The organism is Acinetobacter sp. WC-141 (assembly GCF_000313935.1).
In the GTDB taxonomy this organism is placed as follows: domain Bacteria; phylum Pseudomonadota; class Gammaproteobacteria; order Pseudomonadales; family Moraxellaceae; genus Acinetobacter.
Genome location: NZ_AMSS01000045.1, coordinates 98,209 through 120,821, shown reverse-complemented (window position 1 = coordinate 120,821; position 22,613 = coordinate 98,209). Strand labels below are relative to the sequence as shown.

The window sequence follows — 22,613 nt, the reverse complement described above, 5'->3', positions numbered from 1 at the left end:
GGAACCCTACTACTATGTTCAAAAGAACTGAAGAACAGTCTCAACAACGAGCATTGCTTACAGGTCAGCGTTTACGCTCCTATGCTTTTGCTTTATTAACTCGTCGAGATTACTCCAAAGCAGAGCTTACTGAAAAATTAACTCGTTATGCCCAAAATCCTGAAGAGGTTAAGCAACTTGTTGAGGAGTTATCTGAACAGAACTATCAAAGTGATCAACGTGTTGCTGAGCAAATGCTTGCTAGCCAAATTCGTAAAGGCAAAGGTCCTATACGTATTAAGCAGGCTTTAAAAACTAAACAAATCGAAAATGATTTAATTGCAGATGATATTCAGAATATTGATTGGATAGAACAAGCGTATCAACTGAAAGTGAAAAAATTTGGCGTAGAAGTAGAAAAAGATCCAAAACTTAAAGCAAAACAGATTAGGTTTTTACAATATAGAGGATTTGATTTAGATGTAATTATAAAGGCAGTCCAACGGAGAGTGGACTAAAAGAATGGTGGCAGCCCCACTAGCAAAACTTCGGCACATCATAGATCTGCTACCGTTGCTACCTTCCGGTCCTGGCGGGGTTCACAGAGTACAATTGCGAAGCCACCAGCAGGGCTACCATTGCAAAACAGAGTATAGAGATTTTTAAAAGAGTTGCAAGCCTTCTTCACAGTTTTAAGCAAGTTTATGTTTCGATTGATTAATTCATCAGCAAAAAATCATAATTTTCTATACTTCCCTCTCCTATATTCCTTTCTTGTACCTTATTTTGGATAAAATATGCTTGAAGATTGTAAACTATTCTTGCATTTATATTGTTAGCTGTTTTAATTGCATTGACCAATTAAAATCTTAGATAGTTAAGTGAATAGTTTATATATTCCTTTCTCAAGTTGGCTTTTACATAAAATTATGGACCTATCCTCATGCGATTGATGAAGCATTCTTTATTATTTATTGCCTTAATGAGCACTACCTCTCTCTATGCCAACATTCCAATTGAGTCTCGCGGTTTAAGCCAAAGTGGTGGTAGTTCAACTAACACTTCTCCTAATAATGGTTCAGTACCTAGTAATTTAAACTGGGAATTAATGCAAAAAAACCAACAATTAGAGAATGATGTACGTACCTTACGTGGGCAATTAGAAGAGCAATCAAACGATATTGAACAATTGAAAAAAGATTTAACTAATCGTTATACTGACTTAGATCAACGTTTAGAACTGCTTAATCAGAAAGTCGATCCTGAAAGTGCCCCATCAGACAATCCTGCAACCAGTGATGCTCCAGGTACGGCAAACACAGAAGCCTCTACAGTAGATAACAAAGTAGTGAATGCTGCTCCAACAAGCACCCCTTCCACTACTCCTCCACCACAACCGGAAGCGTCTCAGCCAGCTTCACAAAACCAATCAAACCCTGTAGAGCTTGAAAAGGCAGCTTATACTGTAGCTTTGGACGCCTATAAGCAAGGTGGTGCAAAAAAAGCGATTGCTCCAATGCAAAACTTTATCAAAAATCATCCTAATAGCGTCTATACAGGGAATGCCTATTTTTGGTTAGCTGAGTTTAATTTAGCAACTGATCCGGTAAACTATAATGAGGCAAAAAAGAACTACAATGTTGTAGCAACTCGATATCCAAATTCGAGTAAAGCTCCTCGTGCTCTTTATCAACTCTATAGCATTGCTAAAGATGTAGATAAAAATACAGCTTCAGCAAATCAATATAAAACTAAAATTTTAAGTCAGTATCCAAAATCTGAAGAAGCTAAATTTTTTAATAAATAATAATTTAAAAAAAAAGACACCGCATATTACGGTGTCTTTTTTTAATATATTTTCTTAGCGAACAATACCACGTTCTGACTGTTCAATAGAGTCAATCAATAATTGAGCTTCAGGAACATTCGGAAGAATATCATTTTTAATCTGCTCAACAGCTTGAACAGAAGTAAGTCCTGATTTAAAAATTAACTTATAAGCCTCTCTGAGACCTTGAATTGTATTTTTAGACCAACCCTTTCTACGCATACCTTCGATATTAATACCAAATGCATGAGCTGGGTTACCAGAAGCCATAACGTAAGCTGGTACATCTTTTAAAATTAGTGATGCTCCACCCACCATACTGTAAGAATCGATTTTACAGAATTGATGAATACCAGAATTACCACCAATAATGATGTGATCACCTATGTGTACGTGTCCAGCAACACCAACGTTATTCGCGAAAATATTATGGTCACCAACAATACAATCATGTGCAATATGTGTATTAACCATCAATAGGTTATGACTTCCTATTTTAGTTAAAGCATTATCTTGCACAGTTCCTCTATGTAAACTGCAATGTTCACGAATTAAATTATGATCACCAATCTCTAACCAAGTTTCTTCACCTTGATATTTCAAGTCTTGGCAAACTTCACCAACACTTGCAAACTGGAAAATCTCATTATTTTGACCAATTTTGGTAAAACCGCCCACTACTACATGCGAATGTAGCTTAGTACCCGCACCAATCGTCACATTTGGACCGATAATGCAATAAGGTCCTATCTGGACATCTGGAGCAATCACTGCAGATGGATCAATAATGGCCGTAGAATGAATTAAGTCGTGATTGCTCATGCCTGCTCTGTTTTTTGGTGTGAAATCATAATTTCAGCGGTTGTTGCTACAATACCATCCACGGTAGCCGTACAATTATATTTGTAGATACCGCGTTTTTGCATTACTAATTCAGATTTTAATACAAGTTGGTCACCAGCAACTACTTGTTTTTTAAATCTAACTCTTTCCGCACCAGCAAAAAGGAATAAAGAACCAGGTTTTGGCGTTTCATTGTTCATAATAAACCCTAGAACACCTGAAACTTGAGCTAATGCTTCTACAATTAGAACACCAGGCATAATTGGATATTCTGGGAAATGCCCCTGTAGGAACTCTTCATTGATAGAAACATTTTTATAACCAACAATACTATTGTCAGTAACTTCAGTCACACGATCAACCAATAAGAAAGGATAACGATGCGGCAAATATTGACGAATCGTTTGAATCTGCATTGGTAATTCAGGGATGGCAAATTTAGGTGTAGTTGACTCGGTCATAATATTCTATTTACGCAAATTAAAGGTTGATTCAAGAGACTCTATTTGAGCTTGTATATGATCAAGTCGTTTAGTGATTTGGGTCAATGGCACATCTGCTAATTGTCGCAAGCGTACAATCGTCTTTTTCCAATGGCTATTTTCAAATAAACCAATTCCTGAAGAGTAAGTTCCAGCTTCAGAAATATTTTTTGTGACCATTGACATTCCTGTCAAAGTCACATTATCAGTAATAGAAAGGTGACCTGATACACCACAAGCCCCTGCCAGAATACAGTTTTTGCCAATTTTCACACTACCAGCAATTCCGCATTTAGCAGCGATAGCCGTATTTGAACCAATATGAACGTTATGCGCGATTTGCACAAGATTATCAATAATTACCCCATCTTCCAAAATTGTGTTGTCGAGTGCACCTCGATCAATACTGCAATTTGAACCAATACGAACATCATTACCAATAATAACTGAACCCAATTGAGCAATACGATGCCACTTTCCTTGATATGGCGCAAAGCCAAAGCCTTCACTACCAATTACAGTACTTGCGTGAACTCGCACACGATCAAATAATTTAGATCCACCAGTAATGGTGACATGGGCATCAATAAAACAATCTTTTCCAATTTCCACATTATCATCTAGTCGAGTGTGTGACTGAATAATCGTATTATCGCCTACCACACAATTTTCACCAATGACGACGTAATGACCAATATATGCTGTTTCGGAAATGATCGCAGAAGGATGAATTTGAGCCGTACTTTCTATACCCACCGATGTGATTTTTTTATCGAAAACATGAGTAAGTATGGCAAAAGCTAAATAAGGATTATCAACAATAATAAAATTTTGTTTGTCAGGAAGCTGTTCTTTAATAAGGCTTGTAACAATGTACGCACCCGCACGGCTAGCCTTCGCTTGATCAATATACTTTTCGCCATTCACGAAAGCAATTTCATGAGTTTCAGCATTTTCTAAACTTGCTAAGTTTATAAATTGAAGACTACCCGTACCTACTAGCTCACCATTTACGAGGTGAGCTAGTTCATCTAAACGATAATGTTGCACTTTCATTAATTTATTTCATTGAATTAACCTTTTGTATCATTTTATCAGTTAAATCATACTTAGCGTCATAGGCAACGGTTGAATTTTTATTCAAAATGAAGTCAAGATTATTTTCTTTTCGTAATTGTTCAGCTGCTTGCTTCACACGAGTCTCAAAAGTTGAGTTCATGCCTTGCAAACTAGTTTGAACTTTAGACTGCAAACCTTGTTGAGTAGAATTAAATTCATTAAGTTTTGACTGATATTGCGCTTGAAGCTTTTTAATATCATCTTCTTTCATTTTTTGCCCTTGAGTTTGGGCTTGACGCTGAAGACCTTCCAATTCTTTACCCAACTGCTCAAGACGAGTTGTAGTTGGCTTAACTGATTGATTTAAACTTGCGTTTTGCTGTTTCAAATACGCACTGTTTTCAACAACTTTAGCAAGATCAATAACACCATAACCCGCAGCATTGGTCATAGCAGAAACTGTCAGACCTAGTCCTATCATTAATATATTTAATTTTTTCATTTAAATTTGTGTCCTTATTTCATGTTTAGTCAAGTCGTACTTAGAAAGTACGACCGATTTCAAACTGGATCTCTTTAGTTTCATCACCAGGCTTATCATTTAGAGGGAATGCATAGCTAAGAGATAATGGTCCAATCATAGTAATCCATGTGAAGCCAACACCTACGCTATAACGCATATTGCCTAAGTCGAAGCCATAGTTATCTTCACAGTATTTTTTAGCATTTGCAATTTGCTGACCATTCATAATCATAGAATAGGAACCAACGTCACACTTGGTATCGAATACCTGACCACCTTCAGCAAAAATAACTGGTCTCACTTGACGAGTCCAGTCCCCTTTGAAAGGCAATGGTAAAGCGAGCTCTGTACCAAATTGAACTAAAGCATTACCCCCAACTTCTTCTGGAGAACCGTCATTTTGCTTGGTTTCTTGTAAATTCACACTTGAATATTTCGGACCCAAGGTACTGCTATCATAACCACGAACCGAGCCATAACCGCCCGCATAGAAGTTTTTATAGAACGGTAAATCATTACCATAGCCAAGTTTACCGTAACCACGTAATACGAAACCAGTATTACTAATTGGCCAGAATGCCTGTGCGTCATAAGTTGCTTTTTGATAGTCAACATCACTACCTGGCAAACCAATTTCAAGACCTACACGATGTGACATACCTGAAGTAGGGAAAATAGGACGGTTTAATGTATTGTATGACCAGCCTAAATTTAAATTATATGTAAAGAACTCACCTTCAAATGCATTATTATATGGAGTTGGTGTAATAAGACATTTACCTGTATATGTAACCGCTCCTGTAACTGGATCTACAACTTTTTCCAACTGATCTGGTGGGCAGTAAGTATCTTGACCAGTTGCCTTACCTCCATTCGCCAATAAATAATCACGAACATAGGTAGACACATAAGGACCCGTCGTTACTTTAGTATTATCAATACCTAAAGAAGCACTTAAACTTTGATTTTCATCAATTGGATAACCAAAACTTAAACTACCACCGAAACTATCAGTAACATAGTTATTAACGTTATAGTCGTCATTTAGTTTTGTTTTACGATAGTAAACGTTATAACCGCGGCTTACGCCATCAATTGTAAAATAAGGATCGGTGACACTTAAGTTATAATAATCTTGAGTTTCAGAACGAGATAAATCGATCGAAACACGGTTACCCGTTCCCATAAAGTTAGTTTGGCTCAAACCTGCCTGGAATGTGATACCACCACTTTGTGAGTAACCTACCGCTAATGTTGTAGTTCCCGAGTGTTGCTCTTCAACATTGACGTTTAAATCCACCTGATCTGGTGAATTAGGAATACGAGCTGGTTTAATATCAACAGTTTTGAAGAATCCTGTACGCTCTAAACGAACCTTAGACAAATCAATTTTTTCATTGCTGGCTAAAGCGCCTTCCATTTGACGCATTTCACGACGCAATACTTCATCGGCAGTTTTACTGTTACCTGTAAAGTTAATACGACGTACAGTCACTTGCTGACCTGGGTTTACATAGTAATTTAAGTCAACAACACCTGTATCGTTATTAATTTGCGGAACAATATTCACATCTGCAAAGTAATAACCAGCATTACCGTATTTACGCAATAATAATTGCTTAACAGCATTCACTTTTTCTTGTGAATATGTATCACCATCTTTATAGATTTTTAAAGCTTGTAACTCTTCTGGTTTATAAAGTGCATCACCCAAAAATTTGGTTTGTCCAAATTTAAACTGGCTGCCTTCATCTACAGCAACTTCAATAAAGATATTCTTTTTATCTTCACTAATATTAAGCTGCGAGTTATTGATATGGAAATTAATATAACCTTTATTAAGATACATAGCGCGCAAAGCTTCAAGGCTTGCTGCCATTTTCTCTCTCGCATAACGGTCATTACGCGTTACAATAGAAGCCCAACCACTTTCTTTAACTGCAAAGGCTTGTTTAATTTCGCTGTCTTTAAAAACAGTATTACCAATAATATTGATATTAAAAACTTTAGCGGCTGTACCTTCATTAAAATTTAATTTAAGTTCAACACGGTTATTTGGACGAGCTATCGTATCAACAGTTACATCAGCATCGTAACGACCCTGCTGGGTATATTGCTGCTCTAGTTCAGTTTCAATTGTTTGTAAAGCCGATTTCTTGAAAACTTCACCTTCAGCAATTCCCATCTTTTTAAGGCCTTGTTCCAATGCCTCTTTAGGAATAAGTTTATTACCCTTAAATTCAAGTTTTGAAATAATTGGGCGCTCTACAACATTAAAAACTAAAGTATCGTTATCTCTTGATGCTTTAATATCGTCAAAAAGTCCAGTGGCATACAATGTTCGAATTGCTTCAGCGATCATCGGTTCATTAACGCGATCGCCACTGTTGATTGGCAACATGGTATAAACATTTGCAGGAGTAAGACGGACCAATCCATCTACACGAATATCTCGAACAACGAAATCATCAGCTGCATATGCTTGTTGTACCGCTGCCATAGCGCTAACAAGTGCCAAAGGCATTAAAAAATGTGTGTGCCGCATGCCAGTTTTTTCCAGTAAGTTATAAATCCATATACGTTTACAAACGCATAAAATCGTTAAATAAAGCCAAAAGCATCATACTACCGAGCAGTACCATACCAATTTTTAGACCAAACATTTGTATTTGTTCAGAAACAGGCTTCCCACGAATAGCTTCAATAAAGTAATAAACTAAATGTCCACCATCTAGCATTGGAATTGGTAATAAATTTAAAATTCCAAGACTTACACTCATCAAAGCCATAAATGAGATAAAAGTCTGCCATCCCATTTCTGCACTTTGTCCCGCTACTTTCGCAATTGTAATTGGCCCAGAAAGATTCTCTAAACCAATTAAACCCTTAACCATTTTTACTATTGAACTCAATATCATGCTAGAGATTTGACCAGTTTTATCTAGTGACATTTCAAAAGCTTGTATTGGAGTATATTGAATTGTTTGCTTATATTCGTCAGGAATTGTAATTTTTCCTGCATCACTTTTCACGCCCAAGACACCGCTTACTTGCCCCATGTTATCCCGTTTTCCTTGAGGCATAATTTGCAAATGAACTACTTGACCATTACGTAACACATCAATATTGAGTAATTTTTCTGGAGAATGTTGCACAACCTCTACAACATCAAACCAGTCTTTCATTGCTTGACCATTAATCGAAACAATACGATCACCTACTTTCATTCCTTGACGAATTGCAGCTCCATCTTGAGTCAACTCAGTAACAACAGCTGGAATAATAGGACGATATGGTAAAAAACCTAACACATCTAAAGCTGATTCATTCTGGTTTTTTAAGAAGTCTTTAATCGGTAAAACAATATTTTTTTCAGTACCTGCACGATCTACATCAATATTTATACTACCGGTTTCACCTACACGATCAATCAAAGCAAAGTTAAGCTTTTCCCAAGTTTGTGTTTCTTTTCCATCAACTGCAATAATCTTATCACCTACTTGCATTTGTGCAGTTGCTGCTGGTGAATTTGGTATAACCTTACCAACTCTAGTGTTTAGTTGTTCCTGTGCTGGTAAAAATAAGATCCAGAAAAGTAAGACAGCAAAAATCAGGTTAATTAAAGGACCAGCTGCAACAATTGCTATACGTTTCCATGGTTTTTGACGATTAAATGCATAAGGTAAATCCTGCTCTGCAACATTATCTTCACGCTCATCGAGCATTTTTACATAGCCGCCCAATGGTAAAGCTGAAAGTTGATATTTGATTCCAGATTTTTTTGATGTCCATTTGAGTAAGGTAGGCCCAAAACCAATGGAATATACTAAAACCTTAACACCTAGTTTTCGTGCAACCCAATAATGGCCGAACTCATGGATTGCAATTAAAGGACCAAGTAAAAGAGCCGCTGCTGCAATCATAAATAATGCGCTCATTTCAGCCTCCTATACTTGATATATATTGCTGTGCTACATGTCGTGCTATTTCATCTTTATCTAAAATGCACTCAATATTTTCAGCAACTGAATTTTCCAATTTTTGCAAAGTATGCTCTACCACTTGTGGGATATTTGTAAATCCAATTTGTTCCTTTAAAAATGCAGCAACAGCAATTTCATTTGCAGCATTTAAAATAGTAGGTGCCAAACCTCCCGCCCGCATTGCTTGACGTGCCAAATCAAGTGCTGGAAATTTTTGAATATCTGGTGCTTGAAAATTAAGTTGAGAATATTCAAATAAATTTAAAGCAGGAACACTAGTCTGTAAACGCTCAGGCCATGCTAAAGCATGGGCTATGGGCGTACACATATCAGGATTACCCATTTGTGCCAATGTTGAACCATCCACATATTGCACCATAGAATGAATGATACTTTGTGGGTGAACAACAACTGTAACAAAATGTTCGGATATTGAAAACAAATGGCATGCTTCAATCAATTCCAGCCCTTTGTTCATAAGTGTAGCTGAATCAACTGAAATTTTTTGTCCCATTGACCAATTAGGATGTTTACAGGCTTGCTGAGGAGTAACTTTTTTTAGTTGCTCTAAAGAATGGTTTAAAAAAGGGCCGCCAGAGGCTGTTAATAAAATTCTAGATACACCTTGCTGTGGTTGCCCATTTCTTTCAGCTTCTAAATAATTATGAGGTAACGACTGAAAAATAGCGTTGTGTTCGGAATCTACTGGTAATAACAATGCCTGATGATCACGTGCTGCTTGCATCATGATTTCACCAGACATGACCAAAGCTTCTTTATTAGCAAGCAATACGCGTTTACCAGCTTTCACTGCGGCTAAAGTTGGCAACAAACCTGCAGCACCAACAATTGCAGCCATAACAACATCAACATCTGGATGTGAAGCAATGCTTATCAGGCCTTCCTCACCAACCAAAATTTCAATATTTTGTAATTTATTATATGCAAATAGAGCTGTTAATTCGGCAACTTTCTGCTCAGGAACGACCACAACTTTTGGTTGGAAATGTTTGCAAATTTCAACCAAATCAGAAATTCGACTATGAGCTGAAACTGCAAACACTGAATACTTATCAGGATGTTGATTTAAAATTTTTAAGGTACTTTGACCAATGGAACCGGTTACACCTAATATGCAAACAGATTGTGTCATCTATAAATCTACACCAATAAGTTTTAATATATACATTCCCGTTGCAAAGATCGGGGCTGCAGCAAGTAAAGAATCAATACGATCTAAAACACCGCCATGTCCTGGCAGAACACGACCAGAATCTTTAATACCGGCACGACGTTTAATCATTGATTCAAATAAGTCACCCAAAACTGAACCAAATACTGTAATTAATGACAATATAAGAAACAGAATTTGCTGAATTAAAGTTAAATTTAGATAATGATATTGCACAACTACCATTATTAATATGGTCGTAAGAATACCACCATACAAACCTTCTACTGATTTGTTTGGACTTACAGTTGGAGCTAGTTTTCTTTTTCCAAATTTGCGACCAACAAAGTAAGCCCCGCTATCTGCACCCCACACGAGTAAAAACAGATACATTAACCACCATGGTGAACTTTGCCATACTACAAAAATTGACGTTACCGCAGCGCAGACTAAAATTATGCCAATTACATACAAGGTTGCGTTATACCAGCCATCAAATTCAGGAAATGACTTGACCCAATATACACTTACAATCCAAGTCAAAATTGAAGCAGACCACAAAAGTAATGCAATATCGTGAAAAAATAGGGCGACACCTGAAACAAATGCAACAAGCAGACCGTAGCACCAAGCTTTGGGCTTAACAGCATTTGCAGTTTCACGTGGCATTAATTTATACCATTCATACCCCGCAACCCCTGCTGCAACAATCATAAGAACCAACATTGGATAATGTGATTGCGTAGCAAACATACAGCCTAAAACAACTGCAACAAGTACCAATGCGGTAACAATCCGCTCTAACATTATAAATTCTCTATTTTCTCTTGCTGAATTTGTTCAGATGTTTTGCCAAAACGACGCTCACGCCCTGAAAAAACGTTCAATGCATGGTCGAACTCTTTTACTGTAAATTCTGGCCATAAAGTATCCGTAAAATACAGTTCCGCATAAGCTGCTTGCCATAGCAAGAAATTAGATATGCGATAATCTCCGCCTGTACGGATTAATAGGTCCACAGCTGGCAGATCGTTTAGACTGACATATTTTTCGAACAAATCAACATTTATTTGATCAGCACCAAATTCACCACGGGAAACAGCCTCTGCAACCTGTTTTGCCGCATTTGCAATGTCCCACATCCCACCATAGCTTATTGCAATAGTGAGTGTCATAGTGTCATGGTGTGCTGTCTGTTGCTCTGCATCTTCCATTAAGGCAACTAAGTGTGAAGATAATCGAGAACGATCACCAATAAAACGCAAAGCAATATTAAATTTCTTCATGCGAGGTATTTGCTCATGAATACTTTCTTCCAAAAGCTTCATAAGTAGATCGACTTCATACTGCGGTCGATTCCAATTTTCACTTGAAAATGCAAAAACAGTTAGAGCACGTATACCAGTTTTTTTACAATGTTCAACGATAGGATCAAGAACATTTTTACCTTCCCGATGCCCATCACCTTTTTGCATTTGATTTTTTTTTGCAAAGCGGTTGTTGCCATCCATAATGATGGCAACATGCTTGGGAAGATGATACTCTTCAGAATCGGTCATAAAATTAGACCTTCATCAATTCTGCTTCTTTCGCTGCAAGACGTTTGTCTACTTCTGCAACATATTTGTCAGTAATTTTCTGAATATCATCACCTGCACGGCGCTCATCATCTTCAGAAATTTCTTTTTCTTTTAACAATGCTTTGATGTCACCTAATACATCACGACGGATATTACGAATCGCAACTTTTGCATTTTCAGCTTCGTTACGCGCAACTTTTTGCATATCACGACGTGTTTCTTCAGTTAAAGCTGGTAAAGGTACACGAATTGCATCTGCTGTAATGGGGTTTAAACCAAGATCACTTTCACGGATTGCCTTATCAATAGCTGAAACCATTGTACGCTCAAATGGTTGAACAATAAGTGTACGAGAGTCTTCAATACCCACGTTTGCTACTTGATTTAATGGCACATCAGAACCGTAGTAAGGAACCATCACACCATTTAAGATTGATGGGTGCGCACGGCCGGTACGAACTTTAGCAAACCCGAGTTCCAAAGACTCTAGAGTTTTTAACATACGCTGTTCGCTGTCTTTTTTCAGATCGTTAATCATATGATCTACCTTACTTATTTATTCAAAGATATATTTAACAAATTTAATTTAGCGCTAGTATAAAGAGCTTTCGGTAACACGTACATTATTTAGTAACGCGCGTCCCTTCTTTTTCACCCATCACTACTGACAATAACGCACCTGATTTATTCATATCAAAAACTTGCAATGGCACGTTATGGTCACGACACAAACAAATAGCTGTCAAATCCATAACACCAAGTTTCTCATCTAATACTTGGTCAAACGTTAAATGATCGTATTTAACAGCATCTTCAAATTTACTTGGATCTTTATTATAAACGCCATCTACTTTGGTCGCTTTTAAAATTAAATTCGCTTCAATTTCAATTCCGCGTAAACATGCTGCTGTATCGGTTGTGAAAAATGGATTTCCTGTACCCGCAACGAAAACACAAACTTCACCTTGGCTTAAATGACGAATCGCATCACGACTTGAATAAGACTCTACGACTGTACCAATTGGTAATGCAGACATAAGACGAGTTCTGATATTACGGCGAACTAGAGCATCACGCATAGCTAAGCCATTCATCACAGTTGCAAGCATACCCATTTGATCGCCTGTTACACGACCAACCAAGCCATCTTTTTGCAACTGACTACCACGGTACAAATTACCGCCACCCACAACGATACCCACTTGCACACCCAAGCCAACCAAGTGTGCAATTGAAAGTGACATATGGTCTAAAACTTGGGCATCAATACCCATATCTTTATTACCTGACAATGCCTCACCAGATAATTTTAATAGAATACGTGAATAACGAGGGCTAATTGTTTCCGCCATGACTTTGCTCCAAAACCTCTTAAACTGAATGCTCTTTAAATATATTTTGATTAAACCGATTTAATTTTAATTAACTTTGCAAATAAATCGTATTCGTCTGCATCGGTAATTTCGACTTCCAACATATCGCCCGGTTGAATAGTGCTCTTATCGATATCTTCTACAAACACATTACCGTCAATTTCCGGAGCATCGGCATAAGAACGTGCAACGGCAACAGGATATTCATCTTCCAAACCATCAACTAGTACAGTCATCGTTTGACCAATACGTTTTTGTAATTTTGCAGCAGATATTTGCTGCTGCACTTGCATAAAGCGCTCGTAACGCTCTTGCTTAATTTCTTCTGGCACATGATCGGGTAAATCATTTGCCGTAGCGCCTTCTACTGGTGAATAGGTAAAGCAGCCTACACGATCAAGTTGAGCTTCAACTAACCAATCTAACAAAATCTGGAAGTCTTCTTCAGTTTCACCTGGGAAACCCACCACAAAAGTAGAACGAATCACAAGATCAGGGCATTTTTCACGCCATAGCTTAATTTTTTCTAGTGTATTTTCACTATGTGCCGGACGCTTCATTAATTTAAGAACGCGTGGGCTTGCATGTTGGAAAGGAATATCTAGATATGGCAGGATTTTACCTTGTGCCATTAAATCAATTACCGCATCCACATGTGGATATGGATAAACATAGTGTAGACGCACCCAGATGCCCAATTGGCCTAGTGCTTCACACATATCGAAGAATTTTGTCTTAACAGGCTGACCATTCCAGAAGTCAAGTTTGTACTTGGTGTCTACGCCATAAGCCGATGTATCTTGAGAAATAACCAAGATTTCTTTAACACCTGCTCTTTTAAGTGCCGCAGCTTCTTCCAATACACTACCAACTGGACGAGAAACCAAGTCACCACGCATACTTGGGATGATACAGAAGGTACAACGGTGGTTACATCCTTCAGATATTTTTAAGTAGGCATAATGCTTTGGTGTTAAGCGAATCCCTTGTTCAGGAACCAAATCAATAAACGGATTATGTTTAGGTGGCGCTGGTACATACTCATGTACAGCTTCCATCACATCTTGATATGCTGCTGCACCAGTAACCTTTAAAACGTTTGGATGCATTTGACGAATTTTATCTTCATCTTTACCTAAGCATCCGGTAACGATCACTCGACCATTTTCACTCATGGCCTCGCCGATTGCATCTAGCGACTCTTGTACCGCAGATTCAATAAAACCACAGGTATTAACAACTACTAAATCAGCACCATCATAATCTGATGCAACTTGATAACCTTCAGTCTTTAACTGAGTTAAAATTCGTTCAGAATCTACCAATGCCTTAGGACAACCTAAAGAAACAAAACCGACTTTGGGGGTCTTCATGAATCTGCGCTCCACTTGAATGCGCGTATTGTATGTCTTTTCTTGTCTCAAGCATAGGTGGAAAGCCTACTCTTTGTGTAATGCACCAAAATACAACCAACATTTGCACCAAAACTCACCTTTGCACCAATTTAGATCATGTTATTATCTAAACTTAAGCTACCCGTTTTGATCAAAAGATATAAAGAACGATTTCAGCGCGTTTTTAAGTACCTTAAAACTTTAAAATAACCCATAAACAAAGTTGGCGTATATTTTGCATCGTTCATGTTCTATAACGGTGAAAATCCGATAACCAATGAAGATGCCATTGCGCTATTTTAAGACAGGAACGATTCGCTAATGGATCAACACAACCCTATCGACTATCGCCTCTTGGTAGACAACTTAACTACTGCGATTTTATTAATCGATAGTAATTTGAACATTTTTTATTTAAATTCAGCCTGCGAAGCACTATTTGACATTAGTTTGCTTCGTGCTTCAGGACAGCCCGTTTTAAACTTGCTTCATGCCCCTGACGATACTTTTAATACGCATGAAGCTTTATTAAACACTATAAAAACCGGCCAACCGTATACACGTCGGGAAGCTGTCATTAATGTCAACTTTAAAGACCTCCATGTGGATTACACGGTTTCTCAATTAAATACAGGTAAAAGCTACCATCCATTACTGTTGATCGAGCTCAATCCAATTGATCGCATGTTAAAGATTTCAAAAGAAGAAAATCTGGTTCAACAGCATCAAGTAGCTAGGCAGCTCGTGCGTGGCGTTGCACATGAAATTAAAAACCCCCTTGCAGGTATTCGGGGAGCAACCCAGTTACTCGCTCGCAGTTTAAATGATAAGACTTATGCTGAATTCACCGATGTCATCATTAATGAAGTAGATCGTTTAACTAACTTGGCTGATACCATGTTAGGTTCTAGACAACTGCCAAGTTATGAAAATGTTAACGTACACGAACCCTTAGAACGGGTACGCTCTCTTATTGCAAACCAGACAAAGAAGAAAATTAAAATTATACGTGACTATGATTTGTCTTTACCCGATGTTAATGCTGACCGTGACCAGTTAATCCAAGTCATGCTCAACATTAGTGTAAATGCAATTCAAGCCATCACTGAGAACAAAGCATTTTTTATAGATCAGGAACCAGAGCTAATTTTACGTACCCGTATACAACGACTTGTCACAATTAATGGTGTGCTAAATCGATCTACAGTGCGAGTCGATATTGAGGACAATGGGCCAGGTATCCCTGAGAGTATTTTAGAGTCTGTGTTTTACCCGTTGGTTACCGGACGAGCAAAAGGTACTGGGCTTGGCCTGAGTATTGCACAGAATATTATGCATCAACATAACGGAATGATTGAATGCCAATCTGTTCCTGGAAAAACTATTTTTAGCTTATATTTACCTTGGGAGTCAGACCGTGTCGCGAAATAAAATATGGGTTATTGATGATGATCGCGCCATGCGATGGGTATTAGAAAAGACCTTTAAAGAAGAAGGTTTTGATGTCACTAATTTTGAAGAAGCTCAAACTGCACTTGAACGTTTGCACCATGAAGCGCCCGATGTCATTTTAACTGACATTCGAATGCCTGGAATTGATGGGTTAACTTTCTTATCTAAAGTTAAAAACTCTCATCCAGATTTACCTGTCATTATTATGACAGCACATTCTGACTTAGAGTCTGCTGTATCAAGTTATCAAACAGGTGCATTTGAATATTTGCCAAAGCCATTTGATATTGATGAAGCTTTAGCTTTAGTGAACCGTGCAATTCTGCATATCAACAAACTACAGCAGCAAGAAGCCACAAAAACAGCTTCGCCTCTTCAATCAACAGAAATTATTGGTGAATCTCCAGCAATGCAGGAGGTTTTCCGCGCTATTGGTCGTTTATCTCAATCTCATATTACTGTTTTAATTAATGGTGAATCTGGTACAGGTAAAGAATTAGTTGCGCATGCTTTACACAAGCACTCACCACGCCGTGCAAAGCCTTTTATTGCTCTAAATATGGCTGCAATTCCAAAAGATTTGATTGAAACCGAGTTATTTGGTCATGAAAAAGGTGCATTCACAGGTGCAAATACTCAACATCAAGGCCGCTTTGAGCAAGCAAATGGTGGAACACTATTCCTTGATGAAATTGGTGACATGCCATTTGAAACACAGACTAGACTACTTCGAGTGCTCGCTGACGGTGAGTTTTATCGTGTAGGTGGACATATTCCAGTTAAAGTGGATGTTCGAATCGTTGCAGCAACGCATCAGGATTTAGAAAAGCTGGTAAATGAAGGCCGATTCCGTGAAGACTTATATCACCGTTTAAATGTGATTCGCATTCATATTCCTAAACTTGCCCATCGCAGTGAAGATATCCCAATGCTGGCTCAGCATTTTCTTGCACGTGCTGGCAAAGAACTTGGCGTGAGTCCAAAAATCTTACGTACCGAGACAACAGACTATATGCAACAGCTGCCATGGCCCGGTAATGTTCGACAACTTGAAAACACGTGCCGCTGGTTAACTGTAATGATTACCGGACGTGAAGTTTATCCAGAAGATTTACCTTCTGAACTCAAACAGGTTCCATTGCAAAAGAATAGTGACTCTGCACAACCTGCTCCTTCATTTGAACGCATTTCTTTACACCATTGGGATGAATTACTCAATCAATGGGCAATTCAAAAGCTAAAGAATGGTGAAATGAAGATTTTGGATATTGCCACACCAATGTTTGAGCGCACTTTAATTAACGCCGCTTTACAACAAACGCGTGGACGAAAACGTCATGCAGCAGAATTGCTGGGTTGGGGCCGCAATACCTTAACTCGCAAGTTAAAAGAACTTGGAATGGATTCTGCTGACGATGATGAAGAAGATGAACATAAGGTTACCCAAACTGAAGCCTAAAAAACTTATCATCTAATTTAAAAGCGGCTAAGAGTGTCTTAGCCGCTTTTAATTTGCGGTTAGATTTTTATTAATTTTAAAAATGAACATAAGGTTACATCATTAGATCTTTTTAAAACCCACCTTAAGCTTATATTTCCTATTGGTTTATTTTTTTAAGTACATATTTACTGTTCAGCAGATGATCTAAAAAAATAGCGATGACCATCCTTAATGATAGTTTTGCTATACTAAATAAGCAAAGTTAACCGTTGTTATGAAATTTTATGCATGATTCCGTCCTTGAGTCACATCATTCAATATGTGAAAAACCCCAAACACGTCGAGGTATAGAACGTCGCTTAGCTTTATTGCTAAGTGCAACCGAGCTGTTTTTGGATAAAGGATATGATGCCGTTTCTCTTGATGACATTGTTAATCATGCTGGTGGTTCAAAAGCTTCTATCTATAAATATTTTGGCAATAAAGATGGCTTATTTACCGCAATTTGCGATTATCGCCGTGAAATGTTCTTTAAAGATATTTGTGTACCCTTTCAACCTTCCCAAACATGTTTACGCAACTATTTAATTCAAACTCTCATTCGCTTTTATACTCATATTATTCAACCCGAACATATCGCTTTTTTACGTTTGGTTATTGAGCAAACACAATGCAATGCAACTTTGAGCAAATACCTATATGAAAAATGTGCTCAAGATGTACAAAACACAATTGCTCAAGCACTTCTAATTTCCCATCAGGCTGAAGAAATTCTTTGCACTTCTCCAAATCATTCTTCGTTAATGTATTTTGGAATTTTACGTGATATAGAATGGCGCATGATTATGGGGATGCCGCTACCACCGGACGAGAAAGAAGTATTTGATTATATTCACTATTGTGTTGATGTTTTCTTAAGAGGCCATCATAAAGTCTAATTCTTTTGCATTTTAAAATGCTTATAGTATAGTAGACTTCTTTTTTCCCTCATCCACCCAGCCAACAACAGATAATTGTTGTATTTCATAACAATTATTATGGAGTAGCTACATGGCTCTAAGACATTTCCTGACTTTACGTGATCTATCCACTCTAGAACTTAATCGCATTTTAGAACGCGCAAGCGAACTTAAAAAAATGCAGCATGACAATAAGGTATATCAGCCTTTTGTCGGTAAAGTATTGGGAATGATTTTTGAGAAATCAAGCACGCGTACACGTATCTCTTTTGAAGCAGGCATTAATCAATTTGGTGGTAGTGCGATTTTCTTATCGCCTCGCGACACACAACTAGGTCGCGGTGAACCAATTGAAGACTCAGCACGTGTAATTTCAAGTATGCTTGATATTGTGATGATTCGTACTTTCGGTCATGACATTGTTGAACGTTTTGCATCATATTCAAAAGTTCCTGTTATTAACGGTTTGACAGATGACCATCATCCTTGCCAGTTACTTGCAGATTTACAGACTTATAATGAACACCGCGGTAGCATTAAAGGAAAAACTGTTGCTTGGATTGGTGATGGCAATAATATGTGTAACTCATATATTGAAGCTGCACACATGATGGGCTTTAAACTCAAAATTGCATCACCGAAAGGATATGAGCCTAAACCTGAATTTTTAGCAGAGTTTGGTCATTGTGCCGAAGTTTTCGACAATGCAGAAGATGCGGCTGTAAATGCTGACCTTATTGTGACAGATGTATGGGCAAGTATGGGGCAAGAAGAAGAACAGAAGCTTCGTGAAAGAGCCTTTGCTGCTTTTCAGGTCAATGAAAAATTAATGAGCCTTGCTCATCCTGACTGCTTATTTATGCACTGTTTACCAGCCCATCGCGGCGAAGAAATTTCTGAAACCATGCTCGATTATAAAAATGCAGTCGTATGGGATGAAGCAGAAAACCGCCTCCATGCTCAAAAAGCTTTAGTCGAATTTTTATTGAATGAAAATCTAAAAAAAGCTTAAATTTTGAGTTAAAAAAACAGCATCTTTATGATGCTGTTTTTTATTTTATAGGACTTGTACTTTTCCAGTTAATTATTTTTAAAAATTTGATAACGTTGCCGAATATATAAGCAGGCTGTATTTCAACTATTCTCTAGAATCGTGTATAACATTCTACACAATAAGCTAAGCCTACTCTTGTAGAGTGCGATCATGACAACCCTTGAACAATCATTATCTCAAATTCCCGCATTTTCGATTATTCATGAACATTTATTTAGCTCGGCCCAGCCTTCTGCTGAACAACTAAAATTGATTAAAGAGTTTGGTTGTAGCACAGTCATTAACCTTGCTTTAACTAATGCTTCAAATCACCTTGAAAATGAAGACCGTATTTGTTTAGACCTTGGTTTAAATTATATTCATATTCCAATTGATTGGGAGATGCCTTCTGCTGAACAGTGCTTATTAGTTTTAGATTTGATTGATCATTTAGTGCAAAATGAAATTGTTTGGATACATTGCGCCAAAAATAAACGCGTAAGTTGCCTTATGTATGTCTATAGACAGTTTTATATGAATATTGACATGCCTACTTCTCAGGATTTATTGCACGAAATTTGGGAACCTAATGAGACTTGGACTGGACTCATTCATAGTATTACCTTACAGCTACAAGGCCGTAAGGCAACTCTCGAGCTTCAACAGTCTTTGCAACAGGCCGATCACTTAGTGTGATGAGAAATTAAAACAGTCGCTGTAGCTAAAATCCCTTCTTGACGACCGGTAAACCCAAGTTTTTCGGTTGTCGTTGCTTTAATGCTAATTTGATTAATATCTACATTTAGAACGTCAGCAATGCTTTGACGCATTTCCAAATTATGCTTAGCTAATTTGGGGCGTTCACAAGCCACCGTAATATCTGCATTATTTAACTGATAACCACGATCCAAGATTAGCTGATAAACATGCTTTAATAGTACTCGGCTGTCCGCACCCTTAAATTCTGGGTCAGTGTCAGGAAAATGTTGCCCTATATCTCCAAGTGCCAAAGTACCTAACAAAGCATCACACAAGGCATGGAGTACAACATCGCCATCAGAGTGCGCTTTCAAGCCATGCGTATGTGGAATTTGAATGCCAGCTAATGTAACGAAGTCCCCCGCTTCAAAGGCATGTACATCCATTCCTTGACCAATGCGAATTTGAGCAACCATATAACTATTACCTTCCATAAAAACTTAAGAAATCTTGTATTCAGCCTTTCTGTTTCGCTATAGTACACCTAGCAAAGTAGACTGAAAGTATAAGCGATCATGCTGTCTAATACTGATATGAATCAATTGAAAAGATTAAGTTTTGCCGTGACATTGAGTTGTTTATGTTCATCTCCTGTTTTTGCAGAATCAATAGACTGCTCCAATTCTGGGGCTGAGCTTAAAATCTGCTCAAAAACATTTAGTGAATCGAGAACGCAACTCAATAATAAATATCTTTCTGCATATTTAGTTACTGATGCCCCCCTACAACTTTTACAGGATACACAAAAGTTATGGTCTAAATATACTCAGCAATGCAAGAGTAATACGTGCATTCAACAACAGTTTGATTTACGTACAGATGACCTAAATTTTTATGCATCACTTAAGCAAACGCTTACCCAGCATTACCTTAAGTTTGAAAATGGACGTATAGCAGCACAACCCGTTCATATTCAAGTTCATCAGCTCGCAAAGGATAAAATCAAGATTGAAGGGCTAGCATATCGCAATCCAAATAACCGCAAAGAAACTCAAACGATTTCTTTGATGGCCTATAGTTCGCCTGAACAAAAAAGTGAAATTTTAGACAATGAACATAACTGTAAATATCAGTTTGATTTTCAAAAAGCTTTACTTCATGTGAAAACCCAACAGAAAGGCTGTGAACGTTTTAGCGGAATCTACCGATTATATGATTAGCAGGTTAAATAAAAGCCAGTGTTTGAACACTGGCTTTTTACTTTCTAGACTGGATATTTTTGTGCAATATCCTGACCAACCAAAACCGCTGTTGCCGCTGACAAAGTCCACCCTAAGTGCCCATGTCCTGTATTGTAGAAAATACGAGGCTGTTTAGCCTGCTTCACCACAGGCAGCATATTAGGCATCATTGGTCTTAACCCAGCCCAAGGTACAACATGCTCAGTTGAAATATCAAAGTTACGGTTTACCCAATTTACTAAAGGTTGAATACGATCAGCCCGTATATCGCGGTTGTAACCATTAAATTCAGCAGTGCCCGCCACGCGCAACCGATCTTTACCTAAACGAGAAGTCACAATTTTAGCGCTCTCATCTAGTAAACTAACCCACGGTGCATTCTTTACACTTTGCTCATCTTTTAATTGCACGGTAATTGAATAACCTTTTACTGGGTACACATTTACCCGCTCTCCAATCATATCGGCGAGTTGATAACTTCCTACACCACCGCAAACTACAAGCACATCACCTTCGATTTGGATGCTATCGGTTTCAACAAGATAAGGATGCTCTGCGCTTGGCTGACAACTTACGATCACTTTGTCTGGATGACACTTAATATCTGTGACTTCCAGACCGAATTTATACTGAACGCCATATTGTTTAGTCTTTTCAGCCAAAGAAGTTGAATATTTATGAATATCCCCTGTTGCATCACTTGGCGTGTAATAGCCACCAAAATATTCGCCTGTTAACGACGGTTCTATGGTTTTCATCTCATCAGGTGAAACTGAATAACGCTCTAATGTACCCTTGTTCAATACACTGTTTACTTGTTTAGCAATCTCGTAGTCAGCCTTACTATGATACATATGGAGAATTCCACGTTTCTCCAAATCAAACTCGAGTTGCTCTTTTTCAGCAACCTCGAATAAACGCTTACGAGCAAGCAATGCCAAACGGACTGTCTCAATCGTGTTTGCTTCATAGTTTTTAATATGGGATAAAAACTCAACTAGCCAGCTATATTTATGCAAACTAAATGAAGGATTCAGCAGTAGTGGTGCGTCTTTTTGTCTCATCCATTTAAAGCCTTTAACTACAGTGGCTTTTTGGTTCCATACTTCGGCATTACAAGCCGATAATTGCCCTCCATTGGCAAATGATGTTTCCATTGCAGGATATAGATGTCGATCAATCACTGTGACTTGATAACCCAGTTGCGATAATTCATAAGCAGAGGTAACCCCTGTGATTCCCGCACCTATCACAATAACATGTGGCATAACAGACTCCTCAGAAATGCAGAACATTTCATCAGTACAGCCCATCTGTCATTGGTACCTGAGAGTTTCGACCCCAACGTTACCTTTTAACGTTTAGATCTTCCCCTTCGGTGAGTTTATAATTTATAAGTTATTATTTTCAATTCTTATAAATCTAAGCTTCTCTCCAGATTTTTTAATTATTACAGTCCTTCTGCCTGAGAGTTTCCGGGCTTGTTGCTCCTTCGGCGGGTTCTTTCGAACCTCTCTCCCGCAATAATTTTGTATTTATATAAGCAATGTATCTGCCACTTTAGAAAAAACGC

General features: G+C 37.9%; 22 protein-coding genes, 1 other RNA gene and 1 riboswitch. Of the genes, 8 read left to right on the top strand and 15 right to left on the bottom strand.

All coding sequences use genetic code 11. The features are described from left to right. The first annotated feature begins 14 nt into the window (after positions 1–14). Positions 15–497: a regulatory protein RecX gene (locus ACINWC141_RS08705; RefSeq protein WP_009390083.1), complete on the top strand. Its 483-nt coding sequence runs from the start codon at positions 15–17 to the stop codon at positions 495–497. 14 nt (positions 498–511) lie between these two features. Here ACINWC141_RS08705 and ffs read toward each other — a convergent pair. Then, positions 512–608: signal recognition particle sRNA small type (ffs, locus tag ACINWC141_RS19535), an RNA gene on the bottom strand. A 314-nt stretch (positions 609–922) separates the two neighbouring features. Here ffs and ACINWC141_RS08700 point away from each other — a divergent pair. Further along, positions 923–1,786, top strand: coding sequence for a YbgF trimerization domain-containing protein (locus ACINWC141_RS08700; RefSeq protein WP_009390257.1), 864 nt, complete (start codon positions 923–925; stop codon positions 1,784–1,786). A gap of 54 nt (positions 1,787–1,840) precedes the next feature. Here the strand turns inward: ACINWC141_RS08700 and lpxA are convergent, their stop codons facing one another. From lpxA to rimO, 12 genes are all read right to left on the bottom strand, one after another. Beyond that, positions 1,841–2,629, bottom strand: a complete 789-nt coding sequence (lpxA, locus tag ACINWC141_RS08695) for an acyl-ACP--UDP-N-acetylglucosamine O-acyltransferase (RefSeq protein WP_009390301.1) — start codon at positions 2,627–2,629, stop codon at positions 1,841–1,843. Beyond that, complete coding sequence (fabZ, locus tag ACINWC141_RS08690) at positions 2,626–3,111, bottom strand: 3-hydroxyacyl-ACP dehydratase FabZ (RefSeq protein ID WP_003652176.1); 486 nt, start codon at positions 3,109–3,111, stop codon at positions 2,626–2,628. Before fabZ ends, lpxA begins: the two co-directional genes overlap by 4 nt. A 6-nt stretch (positions 3,112–3,117) precedes the next feature. Beyond that, positions 3,118–4,188, bottom strand: coding sequence for a UDP-3-O-(3-hydroxymyristoyl)glucosamine N-acyltransferase (gene lpxD / locus ACINWC141_RS08685; RefSeq protein WP_009390288.1), 1,071 nt, complete (start codon positions 4,186–4,188; stop codon positions 3,118–3,120). A 4-nt stretch (positions 4,189–4,192) separates the two neighbouring features. After that, the gene (locus ACINWC141_RS08680; RefSeq protein ID WP_009390073.1) at positions 4,193–4,693 is read right to left on the bottom strand and encodes an OmpH/Skp family outer membrane protein; all 501 of its coding nucleotides are present in this window, start codon (positions 4,691–4,693) and stop codon (positions 4,193–4,195) included. Positions 4,694–4,733: 40 nt separating this feature from the next. Then, positions 4,734–7,214: an outer membrane protein assembly factor BamA gene (gene bamA, locus ACINWC141_RS08675; protein ID WP_502322077.1), complete on the bottom strand. Its 2,481-nt coding sequence runs from the start codon at positions 7,212–7,214 to the stop codon at positions 4,734–4,736. A gap of 82 nt (positions 7,215–7,296) precedes the next feature. Further along, the gene (rseP, locus tag ACINWC141_RS08670; RefSeq protein ID WP_009390190.1) at positions 7,297–8,652 is read right to left on the bottom strand and encodes an RIP metalloprotease RseP; all 1,356 of its coding nucleotides are present in this window, start codon (positions 8,650–8,652) and stop codon (positions 7,297–7,299) included. A gap of 1 nt (position 8,653) precedes the next feature. Continuing rightward, on the bottom strand, positions 8,654–9,850 hold the full coding sequence (gene ispC / locus ACINWC141_RS08665; RefSeq protein WP_009390201.1) for a 1-deoxy-D-xylulose-5-phosphate reductoisomerase: 1,197 nt from the start codon (positions 9,848–9,850) through the stop codon (positions 8,654–8,656). Beyond that, a complete protein-coding gene (locus tag ACINWC141_RS08660) occupies positions 9,851–10,675 on the bottom strand; it encodes a phosphatidate cytidylyltransferase (RefSeq protein WP_009390306.1) in 825 nt (274 codons plus the stop codon). It lies immediately after the preceding gene. After that, positions 10,675–11,427 (bottom strand): polyprenyl diphosphate synthase, encoded by a 753-nt coding sequence (uppS, locus tag ACINWC141_RS08655; protein WP_009390100.1) that lies wholly within the window; start codon positions 11,425–11,427, stop codon positions 10,675–10,677. The genes ACINWC141_RS08660 and uppS overlap by 1 nt, the downstream gene beginning before the upstream one ends. Positions 11,428–11,431: 4 nt before the next feature. Then, positions 11,432–11,986, bottom strand: coding sequence for a ribosome recycling factor (gene frr, locus ACINWC141_RS08650; protein ID WP_004791853.1), 555 nt, complete (start codon positions 11,984–11,986; stop codon positions 11,432–11,434). An 85-nt stretch (positions 11,987–12,071) separates the two neighbouring features. Further along, the gene (gene pyrH, locus ACINWC141_RS08645) at positions 12,072–12,800 is read right to left on the bottom strand and encodes a UMP kinase (RefSeq protein ID WP_003652185.1); all 729 of its coding nucleotides are present in this window, start codon (positions 12,798–12,800) and stop codon (positions 12,072–12,074) included. A gap of 50 nt (positions 12,801–12,850) precedes the next feature. Continuing rightward, positions 12,851–14,194 carry a 30S ribosomal protein S12 methylthiotransferase RimO gene (gene rimO, locus ACINWC141_RS08640; protein WP_004701193.1) on the bottom strand — a complete coding sequence of 448 codons (1,344 nt, stop codon included), beginning with the start codon at positions 14,192–14,194 and terminating at the stop codon, positions 12,851–12,853. Between the two features lie 342 nt (positions 14,195–14,536). Between rimO and glnL the strand changes: the two genes are divergently transcribed. The 5 genes from glnL (at position 14,537) to ACINWC141_RS08615 (ending at position 19,796) form a co-directional block, all read left to right on the top strand. Then, positions 14,537–15,646, top strand: coding sequence for a nitrogen regulation protein NR(II) (gene glnL / locus ACINWC141_RS08635; RefSeq protein ID WP_009390177.1), 1,110 nt, complete (start codon positions 14,537–14,539; stop codon positions 15,644–15,646). Next, positions 15,633–17,126 carry a nitrogen regulation protein NR(I) gene (gene glnG, locus ACINWC141_RS08630; protein ID WP_034678061.1) on the top strand — a complete coding sequence of 498 codons (1,494 nt, stop codon included), beginning with the start codon at positions 15,633–15,635 and terminating at the stop codon, positions 17,124–17,126. The genes glnL and glnG overlap by 14 nt, the downstream gene beginning before the upstream one ends. A 266-nt stretch (positions 17,127–17,392) precedes the next feature. Next, positions 17,393–18,046 (top strand): TetR/AcrR family transcriptional regulator, encoded by a 654-nt coding sequence (locus ACINWC141_RS08625; RefSeq protein WP_009390089.1) that lies wholly within the window; start codon positions 17,393–17,395, stop codon positions 18,044–18,046. A gap of 112 nt (positions 18,047–18,158) precedes the next feature. Continuing rightward, positions 18,159–19,079, top strand: a complete 921-nt coding sequence (gene argF, locus ACINWC141_RS08620; RefSeq protein WP_009390265.1) for an ornithine carbamoyltransferase — start codon at positions 18,159–18,161, stop codon at positions 19,077–19,079. A 192-nt stretch (positions 19,080–19,271) separates the two neighbouring features. Then, complete coding sequence (locus ACINWC141_RS08615) at positions 19,272–19,796, top strand: protein tyrosine phosphatase family protein (RefSeq protein WP_009390169.1); 525 nt, start codon at positions 19,272–19,274, stop codon at positions 19,794–19,796. On the opposite strand, the gene ispF is transcribed toward ACINWC141_RS08615, so the two are convergent. Continuing rightward, positions 19,784–20,275, bottom strand: a complete 492-nt coding sequence (ispF, locus tag ACINWC141_RS08610) for a 2-C-methyl-D-erythritol 2,4-cyclodiphosphate synthase (RefSeq protein ID WP_009390106.1) — start codon at positions 20,273–20,275, stop codon at positions 19,784–19,786. The two genes, ACINWC141_RS08615 and ispF, sit on opposite strands and share 13 nt — an antisense overlap. 99 nt (positions 20,276–20,374) lie before the next feature. Here ispF and ACINWC141_RS08605 point away from each other — a divergent pair, with 99 nt between their 5' ends. Further along, a complete protein-coding gene (locus ACINWC141_RS08605) occupies positions 20,375–21,019 on the top strand; it encodes an A1S_1983 family putative colistin resistance protein (protein ID WP_009390296.1) in 645 nt (214 codons plus the stop codon). Positions 21,020–21,063: 44 nt separating this feature from the next. Here ACINWC141_RS08605 and ACINWC141_RS08600 read toward each other — a convergent pair whose 3' ends face one another. Beyond that, positions 21,064–22,308: a D-amino acid dehydrogenase gene (locus ACINWC141_RS08600; protein ID WP_009390244.1), complete on the bottom strand. Its 1,245-nt coding sequence runs from the start codon at positions 22,306–22,308 to the stop codon at positions 21,064–21,066. 175 nt (positions 22,309–22,483) lie between these two features. Then, a riboswitch (glycine riboswitch) is annotated at positions 22,484–22,571 on the bottom strand. Between the last annotated feature and the right edge of the window lie 42 nt (positions 22,572–22,613).

Excerpts from the sequence above, each read along its gene's own strand:
- ACINWC141_RS08705 (WP_009390083.1), top strand. The coding sequence starts at position 15 with ATGTTCAAAAGAACTGAAGAACAGTCTCAACAACGAGCATTGCTTACA.
- ACINWC141_RS08700 (WP_009390257.1), top strand. The coding sequence starts at position 923 with ATGCGATTGATGAAGCATTCTTTATTATTTATTGCCTTAATGAGCACT.
- lpxA (WP_009390301.1), bottom strand. The coding sequence starts at position 2,629 with ATGAGCAATCACGACTTAATTCATTCTACGGCCATTATTGATCCATCT.
- fabZ (WP_003652176.1), bottom strand. The coding sequence starts at position 3,111 with ATGACCGAGTCAACTACACCTAAATTTGCCATCCCTGAATTACCAATG.
- lpxD (WP_009390288.1), bottom strand. The coding sequence starts at position 4,188 with ATGAAAGTGCAACATTATCGTTTAGATGAACTAGCTCACCTCGTAAAT.
- ACINWC141_RS08680 (WP_009390073.1), bottom strand. The coding sequence starts at position 4,693 with ATGAAAAAATTAAATATATTAATGATAGGACTAGGTCTGACAGTTTCT.
- bamA (WP_502322077.1), bottom strand. The coding sequence starts at position 7,214 with ATGGCAGCGGTACAACAAGCATATGCAGCTGATGATTTCGTTGTTCGA.
- rseP (WP_009390190.1), bottom strand. The coding sequence starts at position 8,652 with ATGAGCGCATTATTTATGATTGCAGCAGCGGCTCTTTTACTTGGTCCT.
- ispC (WP_009390201.1), bottom strand. The coding sequence starts at position 9,850 with ATGACACAATCTGTTTGCATATTAGGTGTAACCGGTTCCATTGGTCAA.
- ACINWC141_RS08660 (WP_009390306.1), bottom strand. The coding sequence starts at position 10,675 with ATGTTAGAGCGGATTGTTACCGCATTGGTACTTGTTGCAGTTGTTTTA.
- uppS (WP_009390100.1), bottom strand. The coding sequence starts at position 11,427 with ATGACCGATTCTGAAGAGTATCATCTTCCCAAGCATGTTGCCATCATT.
- frr (WP_004791853.1), bottom strand. The coding sequence starts at position 11,986 with ATGATTAACGATCTGAAAAAAGACAGCGAACAGCGTATGTTAAAAACT.
- pyrH (WP_003652185.1), bottom strand. The coding sequence starts at position 12,800 with ATGGCGGAAACAATTAGCCCTCGTTATTCACGTATTCTATTAAAATTA.
- rimO (WP_004701193.1), bottom strand. The coding sequence starts at position 14,194 with ATGAAGACCCCCAAAGTCGGTTTTGTTTCTTTAGGTTGTCCTAAGGCA.
- glnL (WP_009390177.1), top strand. The coding sequence starts at position 14,537 with ATGGATCAACACAACCCTATCGACTATCGCCTCTTGGTAGACAACTTA.
- ACINWC141_RS08625 (WP_009390089.1), top strand. The coding sequence starts at position 17,393 with ATGCATGATTCCGTCCTTGAGTCACATCATTCAATATGTGAAAAACCC.
- argF (WP_009390265.1), top strand. The coding sequence starts at position 18,159 with ATGGCTCTAAGACATTTCCTGACTTTACGTGATCTATCCACTCTAGAA.
- ACINWC141_RS08615 (WP_009390169.1), top strand. The coding sequence starts at position 19,272 with ATGACAACCCTTGAACAATCATTATCTCAAATTCCCGCATTTTCGATT.
- ispF (WP_009390106.1), bottom strand. The coding sequence starts at position 20,275 with ATGGTTGCTCAAATTCGCATTGGTCAAGGAATGGATGTACATGCCTTT.
- ACINWC141_RS08605 (WP_009390296.1), top strand. The coding sequence starts at position 20,375 with ATGCTGTCTAATACTGATATGAATCAATTGAAAAGATTAAGTTTTGCC.
- ACINWC141_RS08600 (WP_009390244.1), bottom strand. The coding sequence starts at position 22,308 with ATGCCACATGTTATTGTGATAGGTGCGGGAATCACAGGGGTTACCTCT.